We start from the raw sequence: 20,567 nt of genomic DNA on the forward strand, positions 1-20,567 counted from the left end.
ACGATCTCCGGTCGATCAAACGGGTGGCACCCTCCGGGGCGATGCGCCAGACTCCCCGACCATGCCCACACCGCCTCCGACCGGCCCGCTCGTCACCCGGGACACGATCGCCGGGGGACTGCGCGACCTCGGCGTGCGCCCCGGCGAGACCCTTCTCGTCCACTCCTCCCTCAGTTCGCTCGGCTGGGTCTGCGGCGGCCAGGTCGCGGTCGTCCAGGCGCTGCTCGACGTGCTGGGTCCCGACGGCACGCTCGTGGTCCCCACGCACTCCGGCGACCTCTCCGACCCGGCGCGCTGGAGCAGACCGCCGGTGCCCGAGGAGTGGTGGGACACCATCCGGGCCACGATGCCCGCCTACGACCCCCGCGTCTCCCCCTCCTACGGGGTCGGGGTGATCCCGGAGACCGTGCGCACCTGGCCGGGGGCCCTGCGCAGCGCGCACCCGGACGGCTCGTTCGCCGCGATCGGCCCGCGCGCCGCGGAAGTCGTGGACGGGCACGCCGCCGACTGCCGGCTCGGCGAACGGAGCCCGCTCGCCCGGCTGGAGACGCTCGGCGCCCGGGTGCTGATGCTGGGGGCCGGATACGGCTCCTGCACCTGCTTCCACCTGGCCGAGTACCGGATTCCCGCGCCGCTCGCCCAGGAGGGCCGGCCGGGGCCGCACGGCTGGGAGGTGGTCACCGAAGTCTCCATCACCTCCGAGCGGTTCGACGAGCTCGGGCACGACTTCGAGCGTGACCGGCCGGTGGTCCGCGGCTCGGTGGGCGCCGCACCGTCGCGGTTGTTCCCGCTGGCGGACGCGGTGGCGTACGCGGAGCGGTGGCTCGCGGTGCACCGGCCCCGGGAGGATGACTTCCCTCACCCGGCCGCCTGAGCCGTCCGGCGCGTCCCTAGACTTTGGCCTCATGCGAAGTGAGCCCGTGGTCCAGGTCCAGGCCTTGGTGAAGCGGTACGGCACGAAGACCGCGGTGGACGGCCTCGACCTGGTGGCCCGGGCGGGCGTGACCGCCGTGCTCGGCCCCAACGGCGCGGGCAAGACGACGACGATCGAGACCTGCGAGGGGTACCGGCGGCCGGATTCCGGCACGGTGCGCGTCCTGGGCCTCGACCCCGTGAGACAGTCCGCGCAGCTCAGGCCCCGTATCGGCGTGATGCTCCAGTCCGGTGGCGTGTACTCCGGCGCGCGGGCCGACGAGATGCTGCGGCACGTCGCCAGACTGCACGCCCACCCTCTGGACGTGGACGCCCTCATCGAACGGCTCGGGCTCGGAAGCTGCGGGCGCACCTCCTACCGCCGGCTCTCCGGCGGCCAGCAGCAGCGGCTCGCGCTCGCCATGGCCTTCGTCGGGCGGCCCGAACTGGTCTTCCTCGACGAGCCGACCGCCGGACTCGACCCGCAGGCCCGCCGGGCCACCTGGGACCTGGTGCGTGACCTGCGCGCCGACGGCGTCTCGGTGATCCTCACCACGCACTACATGGAGGAGGCCGAGCAGCTCGCCGACGACGTCGCGATCATCGACGGCGGCCGGGTCGTCGTCCACGGCTCCCCGGAGGAGCTGTGTCGCGGCGGCGCCGAGAACACCCTGCGCTTCACCGGCCGCCCGGGACTCGACGTCGCCTCCCTGCTCAAGGCACTGCCCGCCGACTCCTCGGCCGCCGAGCTGACCTCGGGCTCCTACCGCGTCGTCGGCAAGATCGACCCGCAGCTGCTCGCGACCGTGACGTCCTGGTGCGCCCAGCACGGCGTGATGCCGGACCGCATCTCCGTCGAGCGGCACACCCTGGAGGACGTTTTTCTGGAGCTGACGGGCAAGGAGCTGCGCTCATGATTCCGGTCCACCTGAGGCACGGCCGGGGGTCCGGGGGTTGTCCCCCGGGAAAACACAGCCTGGAGCTGACCGGCAAGGAGCTGCGCTCATGACCACCGTCACCGCCACCGCCACCGGTACGTACGCCCCGAAGCCGGGCGCGGCCCCGCTGACCCGCATGATCGCGGCGCAGGCGGCGCTGGAGACGCGGATGCTGCTGCGCAACGGGGAGCAGCTGCTGCTGACCGTCGTCATCCCGACGCTGCTGCTGGTGCTGTTCAGCTCCGTGGACATCGTCGACACCGGCTCCGGCAGGGCCGTGGACTTCCTCACCCCCGGGGTCCTCGCGCTCGCCGTGATGTCGACCGCGTTCACCGGGCAGGCCATCGCGACCGGCTTCGAGCGGCGCTACGGCGTGCTGAAGCGGCTGGCCGCCTCGCCGCTGCCGCGCTGGGGGCTGATGACCGCCAAGACGGTGTCGGTGCTGGTCACCGAGGTGCTTCAGGTCGTGCTGCTCACCATGATCGCCTTCGCGCTCGGCTGGTCTCCGCACGGCAACCCGTTCGCCGTGCTGCTGCTGATGGTCCTCGGCACGGCCGCCTTCTCCGGTCTTGGCCTGCTGATGGCCGGGACCCTGAAGGCGGAGGCCACCCTGGCCGCCGCCAACCTGGTCTTCCTGCTGCTGCTGGTCGGCGGTGGGGTGGTCGTGCCGCTGGAGAAGTTCCCGCCCGTCGCCCAGGACGTGCTCGGCCTGCTGCCCATCTCGGCGCTCTCCGGCGGGCTGCGGGACGTGCTCCAGCACGGCGCCGGGATGCCCTGGGGCGACCTCGCGATCCTCGTCGTCTGGGCGGTGGCGGGTCTCGCGGCCGCCGGGAAGTTCTTCCGTTGGGAGTAGGGCGCGATGGACCCTCGTGAAACGATGCACAAGCGGGCGCCTACGATGGAACGCGTGCCGAACCTGACCCGCGCCGACGCCGTGAGCGCCGCGCGCAACCCGCTCGCCCTCATCGCCGAACGCTGGACCCCGCATCCGAGGACCGTCCAGCGGGCGGCCCTGTCCGCGCTGGTGATGGCGGTGGTCATCGTCGTCACCGGCGGCGCCGTCCGCCTGACCGGCTCGGGCCTCGGCTGCCCGACCTGGCCCACCTGCACGGACGATTCGCTGACCACCACCCGCGAGATGGGTGTGCACGGCGTGATCGAGTTCGGCAACCGGATGCTGACGTACGTGCTGTGTGCCGCCGTGGGCTGGGCGATCGTCGCCGCGCGCGCCCAGAAGCCGTGGCGGCGCAGCCTCACTCGGCTGGGCTGGGCGCAGTTCTGGGTGGTCATGGGCAACGCGGTGCTCGGCGGCATCGTCGTCCTGGTGGGCCTGAACCCGTACACCGTCGCGGCGCACTTCCTGCTGTCCTCGGCGCTGATCGCGGTCGCCACGGTGATGTGGCAGCGCACCCGCGAGGGCGACGCCGAGCCGCGTCCGCTGGTCGGCAAGCCGATCCGGCAGCTGGTCGGGTTCCTGGTCCTCGCGAGCGTGCTGCTGATCGCGGTGGGCACGGTGGTCACCGGTGCCGGGCCGCACGCGGGCGACTCCCAGGAGGTCTCCCGCATTCCGATCGACTGGCAGACGGTCGCCAAGCTGCACGCCGTGCTGGCGTGGATCGTGATCACGCTGACGTTCGCCCTGTGGTTCATCCTCAAGGCCGTCGACGCGCCGCGGGGCCCGCTGGCGCGGACCCGTGAGTTGTTCCTGATCCTGCTGGGCCAGGGCGTCATCGGCTATGTCCAGTCCTTCACGCATCTGCCCGAGGCCCTCGTCGGCCTGCACATGCTGGGCTCGTGCGTCATGTGGATCTGGGTGCTGCGCGTGCTGCTGTCGCTGCGTGAGCGGCCGGAGACCGTGGCCGATCTGCCGGGTCCCGCCACCGAGGCGACGCTGGCGAAGGCCTGAGACCGAACGGGCCCGGCGGGGGCATCCGGGGTCCGCCCCGGATGCCCCCGCCGGGCCCGTTCGCATCGCCCCTCACCCCCATGTCGACGAGGTGAGCGGTGACGCCGCCGCCGTACAGCGAGCGGCTTCCAGGGGTGAACCGGCCGTCAGGTGACCGCCGGCCCCGGCGTCCGGTTCCGGTCAGCGGTTGGACGGGCCGCCCACCTGGAGGCCCGCCATGCGGCTCCACTCGTACGGGCCCGTCCGCACCTTGGCCGCGAACGCGCCGTCGAACGCCTCGTGGACGGTGATCCCGGACTTCTCCACCGCCTGCTCGGCGATGGCGTACGTGGGGGCCACGAGGTCGCCCCAGGTGCCGTCCTCGCCGACCAGGACGATCCTGGCGCCGCGCTCCCCGAGGTACGCGACCTGTCCCTCGGCGCCTCCGTGGGCCTTGGAGAAGGAGCCGATCCGCCGGGCGAGACGGGCGGCCCTGCGCTCGGCCTTGGGGTCAACCTGCTGCGTGTCTGCCATGGTCAGGATGCTACCCACGGGTAGATCAAACGGCGACGGGCGGGGTGCGTGGCCTTGACCACGTACCCCGCCCGGACGTTCCGGCGAGAGCTCAGCGCAGGAAGGGATCCACCGCCACCGCGACGAACAGCAGCGACACATAGGTGATGGACCAGTGGAACAGGCGCATCTCCTTCAGCTTCGCGCCGGTCGCCTCGGCCTTGGCCCGGTTCTGCAGCGCGTGCGCCTCCCACAGCCACCAGCCGCCGGCCGCCAGCGCCACCGCCGTGTAGAACCAGCCGGTGTAGCCGAGCGGGGTCAGCAGCAGCGAGACCGCCACCATCACCCAGCTGTAGATCACGATCTGCCGGGCGACCACCTTGTTCGAGGCGACGACCGGAAGCATCGGCACGCCCACGCGCGCGTAGTCCTCCCTCACCTTCATGGACAGCGGCCAGTAGTGCGGCGGCGTCCAGAAGAACATGACGAGGAAGAGGATGACGGGCGCCCAGGACATCGAGTTGGTGACCGAGGACCAGCCGATCAGCACCGGCAGGCAGCCGGCGATGCCGCCCCACACGATGTTCTGCGAGGTGCGGCGCTTGAGGATCATCGTGTAGACGACGACATAGAAGAGGAGCGCGCCGAGCGACAGCCACGCGGACAGCCAGTTGACGGCGAGGCCGAACAGCAGCGTGGAGACGACCGCCAGCGTGATGCCGAAGGCCAGGCACTCGCGCGGGCTGACCATGCCGGTGACCAGCGGGCGCTGGGAGGTGCGGTCCATGAGCGCGTCGATGTCGCGGTCGATGTACATGTTCAGCGCGTTGGCGCCACCCGCTGACAGATAACCGCCGACGCAGGTGATCAGGACCAGCCCCAGGTCGGGCACGCCCCGCTGGGCCAGGAACATCACCGGAACGGTGGTGATCAGCAGCAGCTCGATGATCCGCGGCTTGGTCAGCGCCACGAACGCCTTGACACGGGCCCCGAACGGCCGGTGGCTCGGGCTCTGGCTCGCACCGAGTACCCCCGCTGGACGGGATTCGACGGCCGTCACGCACACCCCTGACAGAGACTCCCAGCGAGCCACCCGTGTGAACCGACGGTAAGGACTCGCGCGTACCACGCCACTGTAGACGTTGCCCAGACCCGGACATTCGCGGGGGTCGGATCGTGTTGGCGGGGCCCTCCGGAAGGGCGTGATCCGGCTCGATTGAGCGATCGAATGAGCAGCTCCGTATTCATGTGCGGAATGCGATTCCGACCAGCGGGGAGGCGGATCCCGGAGAGTCCCGGCACTCTGGAACGACGCGGAAAAACGCACGTTCTGACGGGATAGGCTCGACAACGTCCGGCCGACGCCGAGAAGGCCGGCAAACCGGTGCGCGGTCCCCCCGTACGCCGGCATCCGACATGTGGAGAGGAGCCCTGACTCAGGGTGAGCAACAAGCCGACCACCACAGACCTCGACTGGACCGAGTTGGACCAGCGTGCCGTGGACACCGCGCGCGTCCTGGCCGCCGATGCCGTACAGAAGGTCGGCAACGGCCATCCCGGCACGGCGATGAGCCTGGCTCCCGTCGCCTACACCCTCTTCCAGAAGGTGATGCGGCACGACCCGGCCGATCCGCAGTGGGTGGGCCGCGACCGTTTCGTACTGTCCGCCGGCCACTCCTCCCTGACCCTCTACACCCAGCTGTACCTCGCCGGTTTCGGCCTGGAGCTGGACGACCTGAAGTCCTTCCGCACCTGGGGCTCGAAGACGCCGGGCCACCCGGAGTACGGGCACACGGCGGGCGTGGAGACCACGACCGGCCCGCTCGGCCAGGGTGTCGCCAACGCGGTGGGCATGGCGATGGCCGCCCGCTACGAGCGCGGTCTGTTCGACCCGGAGGCCCCCGAAGGCGAGTCCCCGTTCGACCACTTCATCTTCTGCGTCGCCGGTGACGGCTGCCTCCAGGAGGGCATCTCCGCCGAGGCGTCCTCGCTGGCCGGCCACCAGAAGCTCGGCAACCTGATCCTGCTGTGGGACGACAACCACATCTCGATCGAGGGCGACACCGAGACGGCCGTCTCCGAGGACACCGCTCTGCGGTACGAGGCCTACGGCTGGCACGTGCAGCGCGTGGAGGCCAAGGAGGACGGCGACCTCGACCCGCAGGCGATCCACGCGGCCGTCGAGGCGGCCAAGGCCGTCACCGACCGGCCGTCCTTCATCGCGATGCGCTCGATCATCGCCTGGCCGGCCCCGCACGCGCAGAACACCGAGGCCGCGCACGGCTCGGCGCTGGGCGAGGAGGAGGTCGCGGCCACCAAGCGCGTCCTCGGCTTCGACCCCGAGCAGCACTTCGAGGTCTCCGACGAGGTGCTGAACCACACCCGCGGCGCCGTCGAGCGGGGCCGCCGGGCCAGGGCCGAGTGGGAGAAGTCGCTCCAGGTCTGGCGCGAGGCGAACGCCGAGCGGGCCGCGGAGTTCGACCGGATCGCCGCGGGCGAGCTGCCGGCCGGCTGGGACGAGAAGATCCCGGTGTTCGAGGCGGGCAAGGGCCTGGCCACGCGTGCCGCGTCCGGCAAGGTGCTCCAGGCGCTCGGCGACGTGGTCCCGGAGCTGTGGGGCGGATCGGCGGACCTCGCCGGCTCGAACAACACCACCATCGACAAGACCTCGTCGTTCCTGCCCGAGGGCAACCCGCTGCCGGAGGCGAACCCGTACGGGCGCACCATCCACTTCGGCATCCGTGAGCACGCGATGGCCGCGGCGATGAACGGCATCACGCTGCACGGCAACACCCGCGTCTACGGCGGCACCTTCCTGGTCTTCTCCGACTACATGCGCAACGCGGTGCGTCTGTCGTCCCTGATGCACCTGCCGGTGACCTACGTCTGGACGCACGACTCCGTCGGTCTGGGCGAGGACGGCCCCACCCACCAGCCGGTCGAGCACCTGGCCTCGCTGCGCGCCATCCCGGGCCTGAACATCGTGCGCCCGGCCGACGCCAACGAGACCGCGATCGCCTGGCGCGAGATCCTGCGCCGCTGGACCAAGGAGTTCGGCAAGGGCGCCCCGCACGGACTGGCGCTGACCCGGCAGGGCGTGCCGACGTACGAGCCCAACGACGACGCGGCGCGCGGCGGTTACGTCATGTTCGAGGCCGAGGGGGCCGACGGGCAGAACACCGAGGCGCAGGTCGTCCTGATCGCCACCGGCTCCGAGGTGCACGTGGCCGTGGAGGCCCGTGAGCGGCTCCAGGCCGAGGGCGTTCCCACCCGGGTGGTGTCCATGCCGTCCGTGGAGTGGTTCGAGGAACAGGACCAGGGGTACCGGGACAGCGTGCTGCCCCCGGCCGTGCGGGCACGTGTCGCGGTCGAGGCAGGTATTGGTCTGACCTGGCACAAGTACGTGGGAGACGCCGGCCGCATCGTTTCCCTCGAGCACTTCGGCGCTTCAGCCGACGCCAAGGTGCTGTTCCGCGAGTTCGGCTTCACTGCCGAGAATGTGGCCGCCAAGGCCCGGGAATCCATCGCCGCCGCCCAGCGCTGACGCTCATACACGACCCGTAGGAGATGCATTTTCCATGACAGACGCACTGAAGCGCCTTTCCGACGAAGGCGTCGCGATCTGGCTGGACGACCTGTCGCGCAAGCGGATCACGTCCGGCAACCTCGCCGAGCTGATCGACCAGCAGCACGTCGTGGGCGTCACCACCAACCCGACGATCTTCCAGAAGGCCATCTCGCACGGGGACGGCTACGAGCAGCAGGTCTCGGACCTGGCCGCCCGCCGGGTCACGGTGGATGAGGCGATCCGCATGATCACGACGGCGGACGTCCGCGACGCCGCCGACATCCTGCGCCCGCTCTTCGACGCCACCGGCGGCAAGGACGGCCGGGTCTCCATCGAGGTGGACCCGCGTCTGGCGCACAACACCAAGGCGACGGTCGCCGAGGCCCGCCAGCTCGCCTGGCTGGTCGACCGGCCCAACACGCTCATCAAGATCCCGGCCACCCGGGCGGGCCTGCCGGCGATCGCCGAGACCATCGGCAACGGCATCAGCGTCAACGTCACCCTGATCTTCTCGCTGGAGCGCTACCGCGCGGTGATGGACGCGTACCTGAGCGGCCTGGAGAAGGCCCGGGCGCGCGGCCTGGACCTGTCGAAGATCCACTCGGTGGCGTCCTTCTTCGTGTCCCGCGTGGACACCGAGATCGACCGGCGGATCGACGAGCTCGGCACCGACGAGGCCAAGGCGCTGCGCGGCAAGGCGGGCGTGGCCAACGCGCGTCTGGCCTACGAGGCGTACGAGGAGGTCTTCTCCACCGACCGCTGGAGCGCGCTGGAGCGGGAGGGCGCCAACAAGCAGCGTCCGCTGTGGGCGTCCACCGGGGTGAAGGACAAGGCGTACAAGGACACCATGTACGTCGAGGAGCTGGTGGCGCCGAACACGGTGAACACCATGCCCGAGGCCACCCTCGAGGCCACCGAGGACCACGGCGCGATCCGCGGCGACGCGATCACCGGCACCTACGAGCAGGCCCGCGCGGACATCGACGCGCTGGAGCGCATCGGGATCTCCTACGACGACGTCGTCCAGGTCCTGGAGGACGAGGGCGTCGAGAAGTTCGAGGGGTCCTGGAACGACCTGCTGAAGTCCACCGAGGCGGAGCTGGAGCGCCTCGCTCCCGCGGAGGGCTGAGAACCTTGGCTCCTCTTACCGTCACCGGAGCGAATCCGCTCCGTGACCCCGCCGACCGACGGCTCCCGCGCATCGCGGGGCCGTCGGGACTGGTCATCTTCGGTGTCACAGGCGATCTGTCGCGCAAGAAGCTGATGCCCGCGGTGTACGACCTGGCCAACCGGGGTCTGCTGCCGCCGGGCTTCTCGCTGGTCGGCTTCGCCCGCCGCGACTGGGAGCACGAGGACTTCGCCGAGGTCGTGCACGACGCCGTCAAGGAGCACGCGCGCACGCCGTTCCGTGAGGAGGTCTGGCAGCAGCTCATCCAGGGGATGCGCTTCGTGCAGGGCACCTTCGACGACGACGACGCGTTCGAGCGGCTGCGCGGCACGATCGAGGAACTGGACAAGGCGCAGGGCACGGGAGGCAATTTCGCCTTCTACCTGTCGGTGCCGCCGAAGTCCTTCCCGGTGGTCATCCAGCAGCTCAAGAAGCACCAGCTCGCCGACCAGAGCCACGGCTCGTGGCGGCGCGCGGTCATCGAGAAGCCCTTCGGCCACGACCTGAAGTCGGCCGAGGAGCTGAACCGGATCGTGCACGAGGTGTTCGACCCGGAGCAGGTCTTCCGCATCGACCACTATCTGGGCAAGGAGACCGTCCAGAACATCCTGGCGCTGCGTTTCGCCAACACGATGTTCGAGCCGATCTGGAACCGGTCCTTCGTGGACCATGTGCAGATCACCATGGCCGAGGACATCGGCATCGGCGGCCGGGCCGGCTACTACGACGGCATCGGCGCCGCCCGTGACGTCATCCAGAACCACCTGCTGCAGCTCCTGGCGCTGACCGCCATGGAGGAGCCTGCCTCCTTCGACGCGGACGCGCTGGCCGCGGAGAAGACCAAGGTGCTCGGCGCGGTGAAGCTGCCCAAGGACCTGGGCAGGTCGACCGTGCGCGGGCAGTACGCGGCGGGCTGGCAGGGCGGCGAGAAGGTCATCGGCTACCTCGAGGAAGAGGGCATCGACAAGAAGTCGAAGACCGACACCTACGCGGCCGTCAAGCTGGCGATCGACAACCGCCGCTGGGCGGGTGTCCCCTTCTATCTGCGCACCGGAAAGCGCCTGGGCCGCCGCGTCACCGAGATCGCGGTCGTCTTCCAGCGGGCGCCGCACTCCCCCTTCGACACCTCGGCCACCGAGGAGCTCGGGCAGAACGCCATCGTGATCCGCGTCCAGCCGGACGAGGGCGTCACGGTCCGCTTCGGCTCCAAGGTGCCCGGCACGTCGATGGAGATCCGGGACGTGTCGATGGACTTCGCCTACGGCGAGTCCTTCACGGAGTCCAGCCCGGAGGCGTACGAGCGGCTGATCCTGGACGTGCTGCTCGGCGACTCCAACCTCTTCCCGCGCACCGAGGAGGTCGAGCTGTCCTGGCGGATCCTCGACCCGATCGAGACGTACTGGGACAAGCACGGCAGGCCCGCGCAGTACCCGTCCGGGACATGGGGCCCCGCCGAGGCGGACGACATGCTCGCACGAGACGGACGGAGCTGGCGCCGGCCATGAAGATAGACCTGACCGACACCACGGCCAGCAAGATCAACAAGGCGCTGGTGAAGGCCCGGCGGGCGATCGGCACCCCGGCCGTGGGCATGGTGCTCACGCTGGTCATCGTCACCGACGAGGAGAACGCCTACGACGCCCTGAAGGCCGCCGGCGACGCCTCGCGGGAGCATCCCTCGCGCCTGCTGGTCGTCATCAAGCGGCACGCCCGGACCCTGCGCGACCGCACGTCCTCGCGGCTGGACGCCGAGGTGCGGGTGGGCGCGGACGCCGGCACCGGCGAGACGGTGGTGCTGCGCCTGCACGGCGAGGTGGCCGACCACGCCCAGTCTGTGGTGCTGCCGCTGCTGCTGCCCGACGCGCCGGTCGTCGTCTGGTGGCCGGTGAACGCGCCGCTCGACCCGGCCAAGGACCCGCTGGGCGCCCTGGCGCAGCGGCGGGTCACCGACACCTACTCCTCCGAGCAGCCGGTGCGCGAGCTCTCGGCGCGGGCCGAGGCGTACACGCCCGGCGACACGGACCTGTCCTGGACCCGGATCACGCCGTGGCGCTCGATGCTGGCCGCGGCCCTCGACCAGGTCACCTGCGAGGTCAGGGCCGTGGAAGTGGAGGGCGAGGAGTTCAACCCGAGCTGCGAGCTGCTGGCGATGTGGCTCGCGGACCGGCTCGACGTACCCGTCAGGCGCTCGCAGTCCGCGGGCCCCGGTCTGACCGCGGTCCGCATGGACACCAGCTGCGGCCCTATCGCCCTGGACCGGGCCGACGGCAGGCTGGCGACCCTGTCCATCCAGGGGCAGCCGGAGCGGGCGGTGGCGCTGAAGCGGCGGGAGACGGCCGAGCTGATCGCGGAGGAGCTGCGGCGGCTCGACCCGGACGACACGTACGCCTCCGCGCTGCGGTTCGGCGTGGACCGGCTGGACGGCACCCGGGCGTCCGACGGCTCCAGGGCTGCGGCGCCGGAGCCGGTCGCGGTGCCCGTGCCCCAGGAGGAGGCCGCCAAGTGAGCACTCCGCAACTGGTCGTCCACCACGACAAGGAGCTGATGGCGCAGGCCGCCGCGGCCCGGCTGATCACGCGGATCGTGGACGCCCAGGCCTCGACGGGCTCGGCGTCCGTGGTTCTCACCGGCGGCCGCAACGGCAACGGTGTGCTGGCCGCGCTGGCGGCCGCGCCCGCCCGTGACGCGATCGACTGGGGCCGGCTCGACCTGTGGTGGGGCGACGAGCGGTTCCTGCCGGAGGGCGACCCGGAGCGCAATGTCACGCAGGCCCGCGAGGCCCTGCTGGACTCCGTGCCGCTGGACCCCAAGCGCGTGCACGCCATGCCCGCGTCGGACGGCCCCCATGGGGCGGACGCCGAGGCGGCGGCGGAGGCCTACGCCGAGGAGCTGGCCCGAGCGGCCGGCCCCGAGAACCACGGCGCGGTCCCGGCGTTCGACGTCCTGATGCTCGGCGTCGGCCCGGACACCCATGTCGCGTCCCTCTTCCCGGAGCACCCGGGGGTGCGCGAGACGGAGCGTACGGTGATCGGGGTGCACGGCTCCCCCAAGCCGCCGCCCACCCGCGTCTCCCTCACCCTGCCCGCCATCCGCTCGGCCCGTGAGGTCTGGCTGCTGGCGGCAGGCGAGGACAAGGCCAACGCGGTGGCGATGGCCCTGTCGGGCGCGGGCGAGATCCAGGCCCCGGCAGCCGGCGCCCGGGGCCGCGCCCGCACCCTGTGGCTCCTGGACACAGCGGCGGCCTCGCAACTGCCACGGTCGCTGTATCCACCGGCTTCGGCGTGAACGGCAAGGTGCGGCGGTGGTGAGATCACCGCCGCCGCACCTTGTTCCCGGCCCGTCCGGCACGCGGGGAGGAGGCCGTTCAGGCCGGACCGGAGGTCGGCGTCACTTCACCGACCCGGCCATCACCCCCTGCACGAAGTGCCGCTGGAAGGCGAAGAACACGACCACCGGCACGATCAGCGACAGGAACGCCCCCGGCGCCAGCACATCGATGTTGCTGCCGAACTGCCGGATCTGCGACTGGAGTTCCACCGTCAGCGGCTGCGACGAGGTGTCGGCGAACAGCAGCGCCACCAGCATGTCGTTCCACACCCACAGGAACTGGAAGATGGCGAGGCTCGCGATCGCGGGGCGCCCCACCGGCAGCACCAGCCGGGTGAAGATCCGCCACTCGTTGCCCCCGTCCATGCGGGCCGCCTCCAGCATCTCCTTCGGCATCTCGGCGAAGTAGTTCCGCAACAGGAACACCGCGAACGGCAGTCCGTAGGCCACGTGGAAGAGGACCACGCCGGGGATCGTGCCGAACAGGCCGAGCTGGCCGAAGAGTTTGGCTACGGGCAGCAGACCGATCTGCACGGGCACCACCAGCATGGCCACCACCAGCAGGAACAGCGGCTCACGGGCCGGGAAGTCCATCCAGGCGAACGCGTATCCGGCCAGCGCCGCGACGACCACGACCAGGAACGTCGTGGGCACCGAGATCAGCACCGTGTTCCAGAAGGCCCTGGTGATGCCGGAGTTCTTCAGCAGTGCCGAGTAGTTGTCGAAGGACAGTTGCTGCGGTCTTGCCAGCGCTGTCCACCAGCCGCCCTTCGCGGTGTCCTGGGCCGAACGCAGCGACGACACGAACAGGCCCGCGAGCGGGGTCATCCAGACCAGGCCGATCACCACGAGGACGGCCTGGACCAGCGCGCTGCTCAGGCCTCGCCTGACCGCGTTCATCACTGACTCCTTCGGAAGCGGCGGACGTTGAACACCATCGCCGGGATCACCAGGAGCAGCAGGAGCACGCCGAGCGCGCTGCCGAGGCCCTGGTTGTTGCCACCGCCGAAGGACACCAGCCACATCTGGGTCGCCAGCACGGTGGCGTCCTGCTGCACCGGGCCGGGCGCGATGATGTAGACGAGGTCGAAGACCTTCATCACGTTGATCACGAGGGTGACGAAGACGACGGTGAGGACGGGGGCGAGCAGCGGCACGGTGATCCGGCGGAAGATCTGCCACTCGTTGGCCCCGTCGATGCGCGCCGCCTCCAGCGCGTCACGCGGCAGCGCGGACAGTCCGGCGCCGATCAGCACCATCGCGAACCCGGTCCAGATCCACAGGTAGGCGCCGATGATCATCGGGGTGACGAGCGTCGGGCCGAGCCAGGAGACGCCCTGGTAGGGCTGGGCGAAGTTGGTCTGCGGCAGCTTCACCTCGTACGAGCCCGCCTTGAGGCCCGTGAAGCTGAAGGAGCCGTCGGAGCCCGTGGTGGTGCTCGCGACCGTATGGCCGTCGCGCACCGCCTCGACCTTCATGCCGGGCATACCGCTCTCGCCGGGATCGATCTTGCCCTGGGTGCCGCCTCCGCCGGGTGCGAAGTCCAGGTAGACGACTCCGCGCAGTTCGTCCGCGGCGGTCTTCCCGTCCTCCACCGGGCGGGCGGGCGAGGCGCCGCCGGGCAGGTCCTTGGGGAGCACGCCGACCATGGGCAGGGTCACCGTGGAGCCCGGCGAGAGGCTCGTGTTCGTGAGGTAGGAGCCGTCCCGGCCCTCGGTCAGCCCGAACCCCTCGCGGGCGCGGGCGCTCGGGTAGGCCGGGGATTCCTTGAACGCGTCGTGCACGGAGACCACGGCGGCGTTCAGGACGCCCTTGTCCGGGTCCTCGTCGTAGGCGAGCCGGAAGATGATGCCGGCAGCCAGGAAGGAGACGGCCATCGGCATGAACAGCAGCAGCTTGAACGCCGTCGCCCAGCGGACCTTCTCCACCAGCACGGCGAGGATCAGTCCGAGCCCGGTGAGCAGCGCCGGGGCGACGACGACCCAGATCGTGGTGTTCCGGATGGCCTTCAGCGTCGCCGGGTCGTGGAATATCTCGGTGTAGTTGTCCCCGCCGACGAACCGGTTGCCGGAGGCGTCGAAGAAGCTCCGGCCGACGGAGAACAGCACCGGGTAGACGACGAGGGCGCCGAGCAGCAGCAGTGCGGGGAAGACGAACAGCAGCGCGACGACCCGGCCCCGCCGCCGCGCGCGCCGAACCTGCTCGGCGCGCGCGGCGGGCGACGGGGGGCCCGCGCCCTTCTCCTTCGGGAGCGTGGGGGCGGTCATGGCGGGTCAGCCCTGGTTCTTGTACGCCTTGGCCGCCGCGGCCTCCAGCTTCGCCGCGGTGCCCTTCGGGTCGGACGGGTCGCGCAGGAAGTCCTGGAGCAGCTTCCACTCGCCCGCGCCGCTGGTGCCGCCGAAGGCCGCCGGGGCCTGGTCGGACATGTCGAAGCGGACCGCGTCGGAGTCGCCCGCCCCGATGAGGGACTTGGCGGTGGCGCGGGTGACGTCGTCGCCGTAGGAGGCGAGGTCGAGGTTCTTGTTCGGGGACAGGAATCCGCCGGCCTTGGCCCACACGGCCGCGGCCTCGGGGGTGGCCAGGTACTCGAGGAGCTTCATGCCGGCCTTGGCGTTCTTGCCGTCCTTGAGGACGGCGGCCGCGTCACCGCCGCTGACGACCGGCGCGTTGCCGCCGTCGACGGGCGGGAAGGGGAAGAAGTCCGCGTCCTTGCCGATGGTCCGGTCGAACTGGTCGTGGGCGACGCCCGCGACGAAGTCGCCCTCGTAGACCATGCCGGCCTCGGGCTTGGGTCCGAAGACCTTCTCCACCGAGCCCGGGAAGTCGGTGTTGAGGGCGCCCTTCTGGCCGCCCGCGATCAGCTGCTTGTCCTTGAACAGCTTGCCGAGCGTGGTGAGGGCCTTGACCACGCTGTCGTCGGTCCACTTCAGGTCGTGGGCGGCGAGGGCGTCGTACTTCTCGGGGCCGGCCTGGGAGAGGTAGACGTTCTCGAACCAGTCGGTCAGGGTCCAGCCGTCCTGTCCGGCGACCGCGAAGGCGGCGAGTCCGGAGTCGGAGAGGGTGTGGCCGGCCTTGAGCATCTCGTCGTAGGTCGCCGGTGCCTTGACGCCGGCCTGGTCGAGCGCGTCGGGGCTGTACCAGACGGTGGACTTGTGGGCGGCCTTGAAGTACAGGCCGTACAGGGTGTCGTCGACGCTGCCGTACTTCTTCCACACCGGCGCGAAGTTGGCGTCCACCGACTTCTGGGTGGTGTCGGACAGCGGCTCCAGCCAGCCCTTCTTGGCGAACTGCTGGAGCACGCCGACCTGCGGGACCATCACGACGTCGGGGGCGTTGCCGCCCTCGATCTTGCTGCCGACGACGGTGGAGACGTTGTCGCCGGTCGACATGAACTGGGTCTTGGCGCCGGTCTTCGCGGAGAACGCGTCCAGCACCTTCTGGAAGTTCTTCTGCTCGCTGCCGGACCAGACGCCGGCCACGGTGACCGTCTGGCCGCTGAGCGCCTTGTCGCCGCCACCGGCGGAGACGGGGTCGTCGCCGCCGCAGGCGGTGGCGCCGAGGGCGAGGACGAGGGCGGTGCAGCCCGTGAGCAGGGTGGTACGTCGTCGCATCATCGTTGATGTCCCTTCGGAAGGTGGGGATTGACGAAGTTCAGAGGTCGGTGAGGTTCAGGGGTCGGTGAGGTTCAGAGGTCGGTGCCGTCGGTGATCCACCAGGCGGCGGTGGACCCCGCGAGCACTCCGGGCGGGCAGTCGGCGCTGGCCAGCAGCGGAGTGCCGGGGACCGGCGCGGTCGTGGGCGAGGTACCGAAGTTGACGGCGCAGACCAGGCCGTCGCCGCGGACGAAGGCGAGCACGTCCGGCGGGGTGTCCAGCCAGCGCAGCGAGCCCTCGCCCAACTGGGGCAGCGCGGAACGCAGTTGCAGGCCGTCGCGGTACAGGTGCCAGAAGGAGCGGGTGTCGGCGAGGGCGCGTTCGGTGACGTACTCGGCGAAGTACTCGGGCTGCGGCAGCCAGGGCTTGGCGCTCTGGGTCCCGGAGGTGAAGCCGAACGGGGAGACCTGTCCCGACCACGGCAGTGGCACCCGGCAGCCGTCGCGGACGTGGGTGCGGCTTCCGGTGCGGTGGAAGATGGGGTCGGTGAGCACGTCGTCGGGCAGGTCGACGACCTCGGGCAGGCCGAGTTCCTCGCCCTGGTAGACGTACGCGGCTCCGGGCAGCGCCAGCATCAGCAGCGCGGCGGCGCGGGCGCGGGCGGCGCCGAGTCCGCTGCCCTCCACGGCGGCCTCGCCGTAGCGGGTGACGGTGCGGACCTGGTCGTGGTTGTTGAGGACCCAGGTGACCGTGGAGCCGGTGCCGGCGATGTCGAGCATGGCCTCGGAGATGACCTTGCGGAAGGCGTCGGCGTCCCAGGGGGCGCCGAGCAGGTCGAAGAAGAAGGCCTGGTGCAGTTCGTCCGCGCGGACGTACTGGGCGTGTTCGCGGGCACTGGGCACGGACACCTCGCCGACCAGCAGGCGCTCGTGGCCGTCGCGTGCGGTGTACTCCTCGCACACCGCGCGCCAGTGCCGCCACACGTCGTGCACCTCGGGCTGGTTCCAGGCGAGCGGGTTGACCGAGTCGCGGGTGCGGGCGTCGGCCTCCGGGTCCGGGGAGTCGGGCAGTTCGGGGTGCTTGAACAGGCCGGCGGCGACGTCGATGCGGAAGCCGTCCACACCCCGGTCGAGCCAGAAGCGCAGGACGCGCTCGAACTCGGCGGGGATCTCGGGGTTGCGCCAGTTCCAGTCGGGCTGCTCGGGCGTGAACATGTGCAGGTACCACTGGCCGGGGCGGCCGTCCGGCTCGGTGACCCGGCTCCAGGCGGGGCCGCCGAACATGGCGTGCCAGTTGTTGGGCGGTTCGGCGCCGTCGGGGCCACGCCCGTCGGTGAAGTGGAAGCGGTCGCGGGCCTCGCTGCCGGGCGCGGCGGCGAGCGCCTCGCGGAACCACGGGTGCTCGCTGGAGCAGTGGTTGGGGACGATGTCGAGGAGCACCCTGATCCCCAGCCGATGCGCGGTGGCCATCAGCAGGTCGAACTCGGCGAGGTCACCGAAGACCGGGTCGACGCCGCAGTAGTCGGCCACGTCGTAGCCGTGGTCGTGCTGCGGGGAGGGGTAGAAGGGACTCAGCCAGATGCCGTCGACGCCGAGCTTCTTCAGATACGGCAACCCCGCGCGGACCCCGGCCAGATCGCCGATGCCGTCGCCGGTGCTGTCCAGAAAGCTGCGGACATACACCTGGTAGATCACCGCGTCGCGCCACCAACCATGCCTGTTCAATCCATTGACCTGTTCCTGTGAAGGCAGCAGTTATGCATGCATGTTAGGTAGCGGTGTCTTGAAGGTGTCAACGAACGGAACAGAAGCTACTCAGCAGTTGACCGCCAATGTCCTGACTTGTCAGGACGGACCAGAGGCAGATGTGATGACGGCGTTACCTAACACGTAACTAGTGGGAGCGCTTCGCTGTGAGCGGTACGAGTGCTACGAGCGCCCGGCGATGGCGTCGAGCTCGCGCGCCAGGCGCCGCACGGCCGCCTCGGGGGTCTGCCGCCCCGCCAGCGCGTCGTGCACGACCGCCTGCACCACCAGGCTGACCTGGTCGTAGTGCGGGCTCTTGGGGCGCGGCGCGGCGGCCAGCACGGAGGCCCGCAGGGTCGGCAGATACGGGAACCGCCGTACGAGTGCGGGGTCCTCGTACAGCGCGGCGCGCACGGGCGGCAGCGCGCCCTCGGTGAGCACCTGGCGCTGGACGGGCTCGCTGGTGAGGTACGCGATGAGGCGCGCGGCCGAGTCGGGGTGCCGCGCGTGCGTGTTGACGGCCAGGTTGGAACCGCCGAGGACACTGGTCCCCGGCCCGTCGGGTCCGGGCAGCGGCACGGCGCCGATCCTCCCGGCGACCTTGGAGCCCTCGGCCGAGGCGACGGCGTACGCGTAGGGCCAGTTGCGCAGGAAGAGCAGCCGGCCGTCCTGGAAGGCCTGCTTGGACTCCTCCTCCTTGTACGTCAGCGCCTCCCGGGGGATCCAGCCCTCGCGGAAGCCGCGCGCCAGGAAGCCGATGCCCTCGCGGGCCGCGCGCGAGTCGACGGTGACACGCTCGCCCTCGTCGCCGAGGATCGTGCCGCCCGCCGAGTACACGGCCTCGGCGGCGTTGACGGTCAGGCCCTCGTACGGGAGGAACTGACCCGCGTAGCCGTCCAGTCCGTACTTCGGCGCGATGGTCCGGGCGGCGTGCTCCAGCTCGGCCCAGGTGCGCGGCGGCGCGACGCCCTCCTTGTCCAGGACGTCCTTGCGGTACAGCAGCAGGCCGGCGTTGGTGACGTACGGGACCGCGTACAGCCGTCCGTCGTAGGTGGCGGTGCCGACGACCGGGGGCAGGAAGGTCTTCAGCGGGAAGCGCTCGCGCGGCAGCGGGCGGATCCAGCCTGCCGCGGCGAACTCCGAGGTCCAGTTCACGTCGATGTTGAGCACGTCGAACCGGCTGCGGTTGCCGCCGCGCAGGTCGGTGGCCATCTGCGCCCGGGTCTCGTCGGCGGCGTCGGGCAGCTCGACGAGGGTGACCCTCTCGGCGGGATGGGTACGGTTCCAGCCCTCCAGCAGCGAACCGAGGTAGCCGGTCAGATCGCCCGCGGTGGCCAGGGTGAGCGGGCCGCGGCCCTCACCGCTCCCCCCGGTCGCCCTCGCGCCCGAGGATATATAGCCGGTCATGACCACGACCAGAACAAGGAGGCCCCTACCAGCGGCGTGGATCCACCGCATAGGTTCCTCCTTGCACACCGGCGCCGGGCACCTTCGCCCGGCTCAGGCCATGTATACCTGTTAGGTATGGGCGATACTAGGGCCTGGCGTCAATCTCACGTCGTCCACCCGGAGACCCCCCGCATGACGCGTCTGACGAGGACCTAGGAGGAGAGCACGCGTGCGCCTGCCCCTCCTGGCACTTCTCGCGCGCGGTCCCGCCCACGGCTACGAGCTGAAGCAGGACCTTGAGCAACTGCTGGGCTCCGCGTACCCTCAGCCGAACGTCGGCCAGATCTACGTGACCCTCGGCCGCCTCGAGAAGTCGGGACTGATCGAGGGCGAGGAGGTCGAGCAGTCCAGCCGGCCCAACAAGAAGATCTACCACCTCACCGACGCCGGGCGGGAGGAACTGCGCGCCTGGTTCGAGGAGCCCGAGGACGAACCCCGGGTGCGGGACGAGTTCTTCATGAAGCTCGCCCTCGCCCCGCAGACCGGTCTCGCCGACCAGATCGCTCTCATCAACAAGCAGCGGCGCCAGTACCTCAACACCATGCGCAGTCTGTCGAAGCTGGCCGCCGCCGAGAACCGGGACAACCGAATCGCCCAACTGCTGATCGAGGGCGCCATGCTGCACCTTCAAGCCGACCTGGACTGGCTGGAGCGGTGCCAGGAGGAACTGGAGGGGCTGGAGTGAGTGACGTCCGAGCTCCGGCGCTGCTGCGGGCCGAGGGCCTGGTCAAGACGCACCACGGCCAGGGGGCGCCCGCCCGGGCCGTGCGCGGGGTGGATCTGTCGGTGACCCGCGGCGAGTTCGTGGCGGTCACCGGCCCGTCCGGGGCCGGCAAGTCGACGCTGCTGCATCTGCTCGGCGGGCTGCAGCGGCCGGACGAGGGCAGCATCTGGCTGGACGGCCGGTGCACCGACTCCTACGGCGAGGCCCGCTGGGCCGAGGAGCGCCGCAACGGCATCGGGATCGTGTTCCAGTTCTTCAACCTGGTCTCCAACCTGTCCGTCGCCGACAACGTCGAGCTGCCCGCCCTGCTCGCCGGCCGCTCGCCGCGGCAGGCACGCGCCGAGCGGGAGGAGCTGCTGGCCGAGCTGGGCCTTGAGGGCAAGGAGCGCAGCATGCCGGGCGAGCTGTCCGGCGGTGAGCAGCAGCGGGTCGCGCTGGCCCGCGCGCTGGTCAACCACCCTCCGTTGCTGCTCGCCGACGAGCCCGCCGGCAGCCTCGACAGCAAGGGCACCCGCGAGGTGATGCGGCTGCTGTCCCGCTTCCACGGGCGCGGCCAGACGATCGTGCTGGTCACCCATGACGCCCGGCTGGCCAGCGCCGCGGACCGGGTGATCAGTTTCTTCGACGGCCGGATCGCCGACGACGCGGAACTGGACGGGACCACGCCGTCGCGGAGCACGGGGATCTCGGGCGTGCTGGAGCTGAGGGACTGAGTGCGGTGTACGACCACCTGATGTGCTCGGGT

18 protein-coding genes are annotated in these 20,567 nt (G+C 70.7%); 11 read left to right on the top strand and 7 right to left on the bottom strand.

Going from position 1 to position 20,567, the window contains the following annotated elements; translation table 11 throughout:
- Nucleotides 1–61: 61 nt before the first annotated feature.
- The 4 genes from OIE49_RS09875 (at nucleotide 62) to OIE49_RS09890 (ending at nucleotide 3,756) form a co-directional block, all read left to right on the top strand.
- A complete protein-coding gene (locus OIE49_RS09875) occupies nucleotides 62–874 on the top strand; it encodes an aminoglycoside N(3)-acetyltransferase (protein ID WP_326801992.1) in 813 nt (270 codons plus the stop codon).
- A 31-nt stretch (nucleotides 875–905) separates the two neighbouring features.
- Nucleotides 906–1,829 (top strand): ABC transporter ATP-binding protein, encoded by a 924-nt coding sequence (locus tag OIE49_RS09880; RefSeq protein WP_326801993.1) that lies wholly within the window; start codon nucleotides 906–908, stop codon nucleotides 1,827–1,829.
- 88 nt (nucleotides 1,830–1,917) lie between these two features.
- The gene (locus tag OIE49_RS09885) at nucleotides 1,918–2,703 is read left to right on the top strand and encodes an ABC transporter permease (protein ID WP_326801994.1); all 786 of its coding nucleotides are present in this window, start codon (nucleotides 1,918–1,920) and stop codon (nucleotides 2,701–2,703) included.
- Between the two features lie 45 nt (nucleotides 2,704–2,748).
- The gene (locus tag OIE49_RS09890; RefSeq protein ID WP_100569488.1) at nucleotides 2,749–3,756 is read left to right on the top strand and encodes a COX15/CtaA family protein; all 1,008 of its coding nucleotides are present in this window, start codon (nucleotides 2,749–2,751) and stop codon (nucleotides 3,754–3,756) included.
- Between the two features lie 180 nt (nucleotides 3,757–3,936).
- Here OIE49_RS09890 and OIE49_RS09895 read toward each other — a convergent pair whose 3' ends face one another.
- Nucleotides 3,937–4,269, bottom strand: a complete 333-nt coding sequence (locus tag OIE49_RS09895; protein ID WP_199836671.1) for a hypothetical protein — start codon at nucleotides 4,267–4,269, stop codon at nucleotides 3,937–3,939.
- Between the two features lie 91 nt (nucleotides 4,270–4,360).
- The gene (locus tag OIE49_RS09900; RefSeq protein WP_326801995.1) at nucleotides 4,361–5,314 is read right to left on the bottom strand and encodes a heme o synthase; all 954 of its coding nucleotides are present in this window, start codon (nucleotides 5,312–5,314) and stop codon (nucleotides 4,361–4,363) included.
- Nucleotides 5,315–5,689: 375 nt separating this feature from the next.
- Here OIE49_RS09900 and tkt point away from each other — a divergent pair, with 375 nt between their 5' ends.
- Genes tkt through pgl form a run of 5 tightly spaced genes read left to right on the top strand, consistent with a single transcriptional unit; the run spans nucleotide 5,690 to nucleotide 12,269 of the window.
- Nucleotides 5,690–7,792, top strand: coding sequence for a transketolase (gene tkt / locus OIE49_RS09905; protein ID WP_326801996.1), 2,103 nt, complete (start codon nucleotides 5,690–5,692; stop codon nucleotides 7,790–7,792).
- Nucleotides 7,793–7,826: 34 nt separating this feature from the next.
- Complete coding sequence (gene tal, locus OIE49_RS09910) at nucleotides 7,827–8,945, top strand: transaldolase (protein ID WP_326801997.1); 1,119 nt, start codon at nucleotides 7,827–7,829, stop codon at nucleotides 8,943–8,945.
- A 5-nt stretch (nucleotides 8,946–8,950) separates the two neighbouring features.
- Entirely contained in the window at nucleotides 8,951–10,489 is a 1,539-nt protein-coding gene (gene zwf, locus OIE49_RS09915; RefSeq protein WP_326801998.1) for a glucose-6-phosphate dehydrogenase, read from the top strand.
- Entirely contained in the window at nucleotides 10,486–11,490 is a 1,005-nt protein-coding gene (gene opcA / locus OIE49_RS09920; protein ID WP_326801999.1) for a glucose-6-phosphate dehydrogenase assembly protein OpcA, read from the top strand. Before zwf ends, opcA begins: the two co-directional genes overlap by 4 nt.
- A 38-nt stretch (nucleotides 11,491–11,528) precedes the next feature.
- Nucleotides 11,529–12,269 carry a 6-phosphogluconolactonase gene (gene pgl, locus OIE49_RS09925; protein ID WP_234375630.1) on the top strand — a complete coding sequence of 247 codons (741 nt, stop codon included), beginning with the start codon at nucleotides 11,529–11,531 and terminating at the stop codon, nucleotides 12,267–12,269.
- A gap of 102 nt (nucleotides 12,270–12,371) precedes the next feature.
- Here pgl and OIE49_RS09930 read toward each other — a convergent pair whose 3' ends face one another.
- The 5 genes from OIE49_RS09930 to OIE49_RS09950 all read right to left on the bottom strand — a co-directional run bounded on the left by OIE49_RS09930 (nucleotide 12,372) and on the right by OIE49_RS09950 (nucleotide 19,107).
- Nucleotides 12,372–13,211, bottom strand: a complete 840-nt coding sequence (locus OIE49_RS09930; protein WP_326802000.1) for a carbohydrate ABC transporter permease — start codon at nucleotides 13,209–13,211, stop codon at nucleotides 12,372–12,374.
- Nucleotides 13,211–14,578: an ABC transporter permease gene (locus OIE49_RS09935; RefSeq protein ID WP_326802001.1), complete on the bottom strand. Its 1,368-nt coding sequence runs from the start codon at nucleotides 14,576–14,578 to the stop codon at nucleotides 13,211–13,213. Before OIE49_RS09935 ends, OIE49_RS09930 begins: the two co-directional genes overlap by 1 nt.
- A gap of 6 nt (nucleotides 14,579–14,584) precedes the next feature.
- Nucleotides 14,585–15,925 carry an ABC transporter substrate-binding protein gene (locus OIE49_RS09940; protein WP_326802002.1) on the bottom strand — a complete coding sequence of 447 codons (1,341 nt, stop codon included), beginning with the start codon at nucleotides 15,923–15,925 and terminating at the stop codon, nucleotides 14,585–14,587.
- A gap of 71 nt (nucleotides 15,926–15,996) precedes the next feature.
- Nucleotides 15,997–17,628: a glycoside hydrolase family 13 protein gene (locus OIE49_RS09945; protein ID WP_326802003.1), complete on the bottom strand. Its 1,632-nt coding sequence runs from the start codon at nucleotides 17,626–17,628 to the stop codon at nucleotides 15,997–15,999.
- A 204-nt stretch (nucleotides 17,629–17,832) separates the two neighbouring features.
- Nucleotides 17,833–19,107, bottom strand: coding sequence for an ABC transporter substrate-binding protein (locus tag OIE49_RS09950; RefSeq protein WP_100569499.1), 1,275 nt, complete (start codon nucleotides 19,105–19,107; stop codon nucleotides 17,833–17,835).
- Nucleotides 19,108–19,267: 160 nt separating this feature from the next.
- Here OIE49_RS09950 and OIE49_RS09955 point away from each other — a divergent pair, with 160 nt between their 5' ends.
- Together OIE49_RS09955 and OIE49_RS09960 are read left to right on the top strand one after the other, a co-directional pair.
- Nucleotides 19,268–19,783, top strand: coding sequence for a PadR family transcriptional regulator (locus OIE49_RS09955; protein WP_326802004.1), 516 nt, complete (start codon nucleotides 19,268–19,270; stop codon nucleotides 19,781–19,783).
- On the top strand, nucleotides 19,780–20,535 hold the full coding sequence (locus tag OIE49_RS09960; protein ID WP_100569501.1) for an ABC transporter ATP-binding protein: 756 nt from the start codon (nucleotides 19,780–19,782) through the stop codon (nucleotides 20,533–20,535). Before OIE49_RS09955 ends, OIE49_RS09960 begins: the two co-directional genes overlap by 4 nt.
- The last annotated feature ends 32 nt before the right edge of the window (nucleotides 20,536–20,567 follow it).

It is taken from the genome of Streptomyces sp. NBC_01788, from assembly GCF_035917575.1.
Classification (GTDB): domain Bacteria; phylum Actinomycetota; class Actinomycetes; order Streptomycetales; family Streptomycetaceae; genus Streptomyces.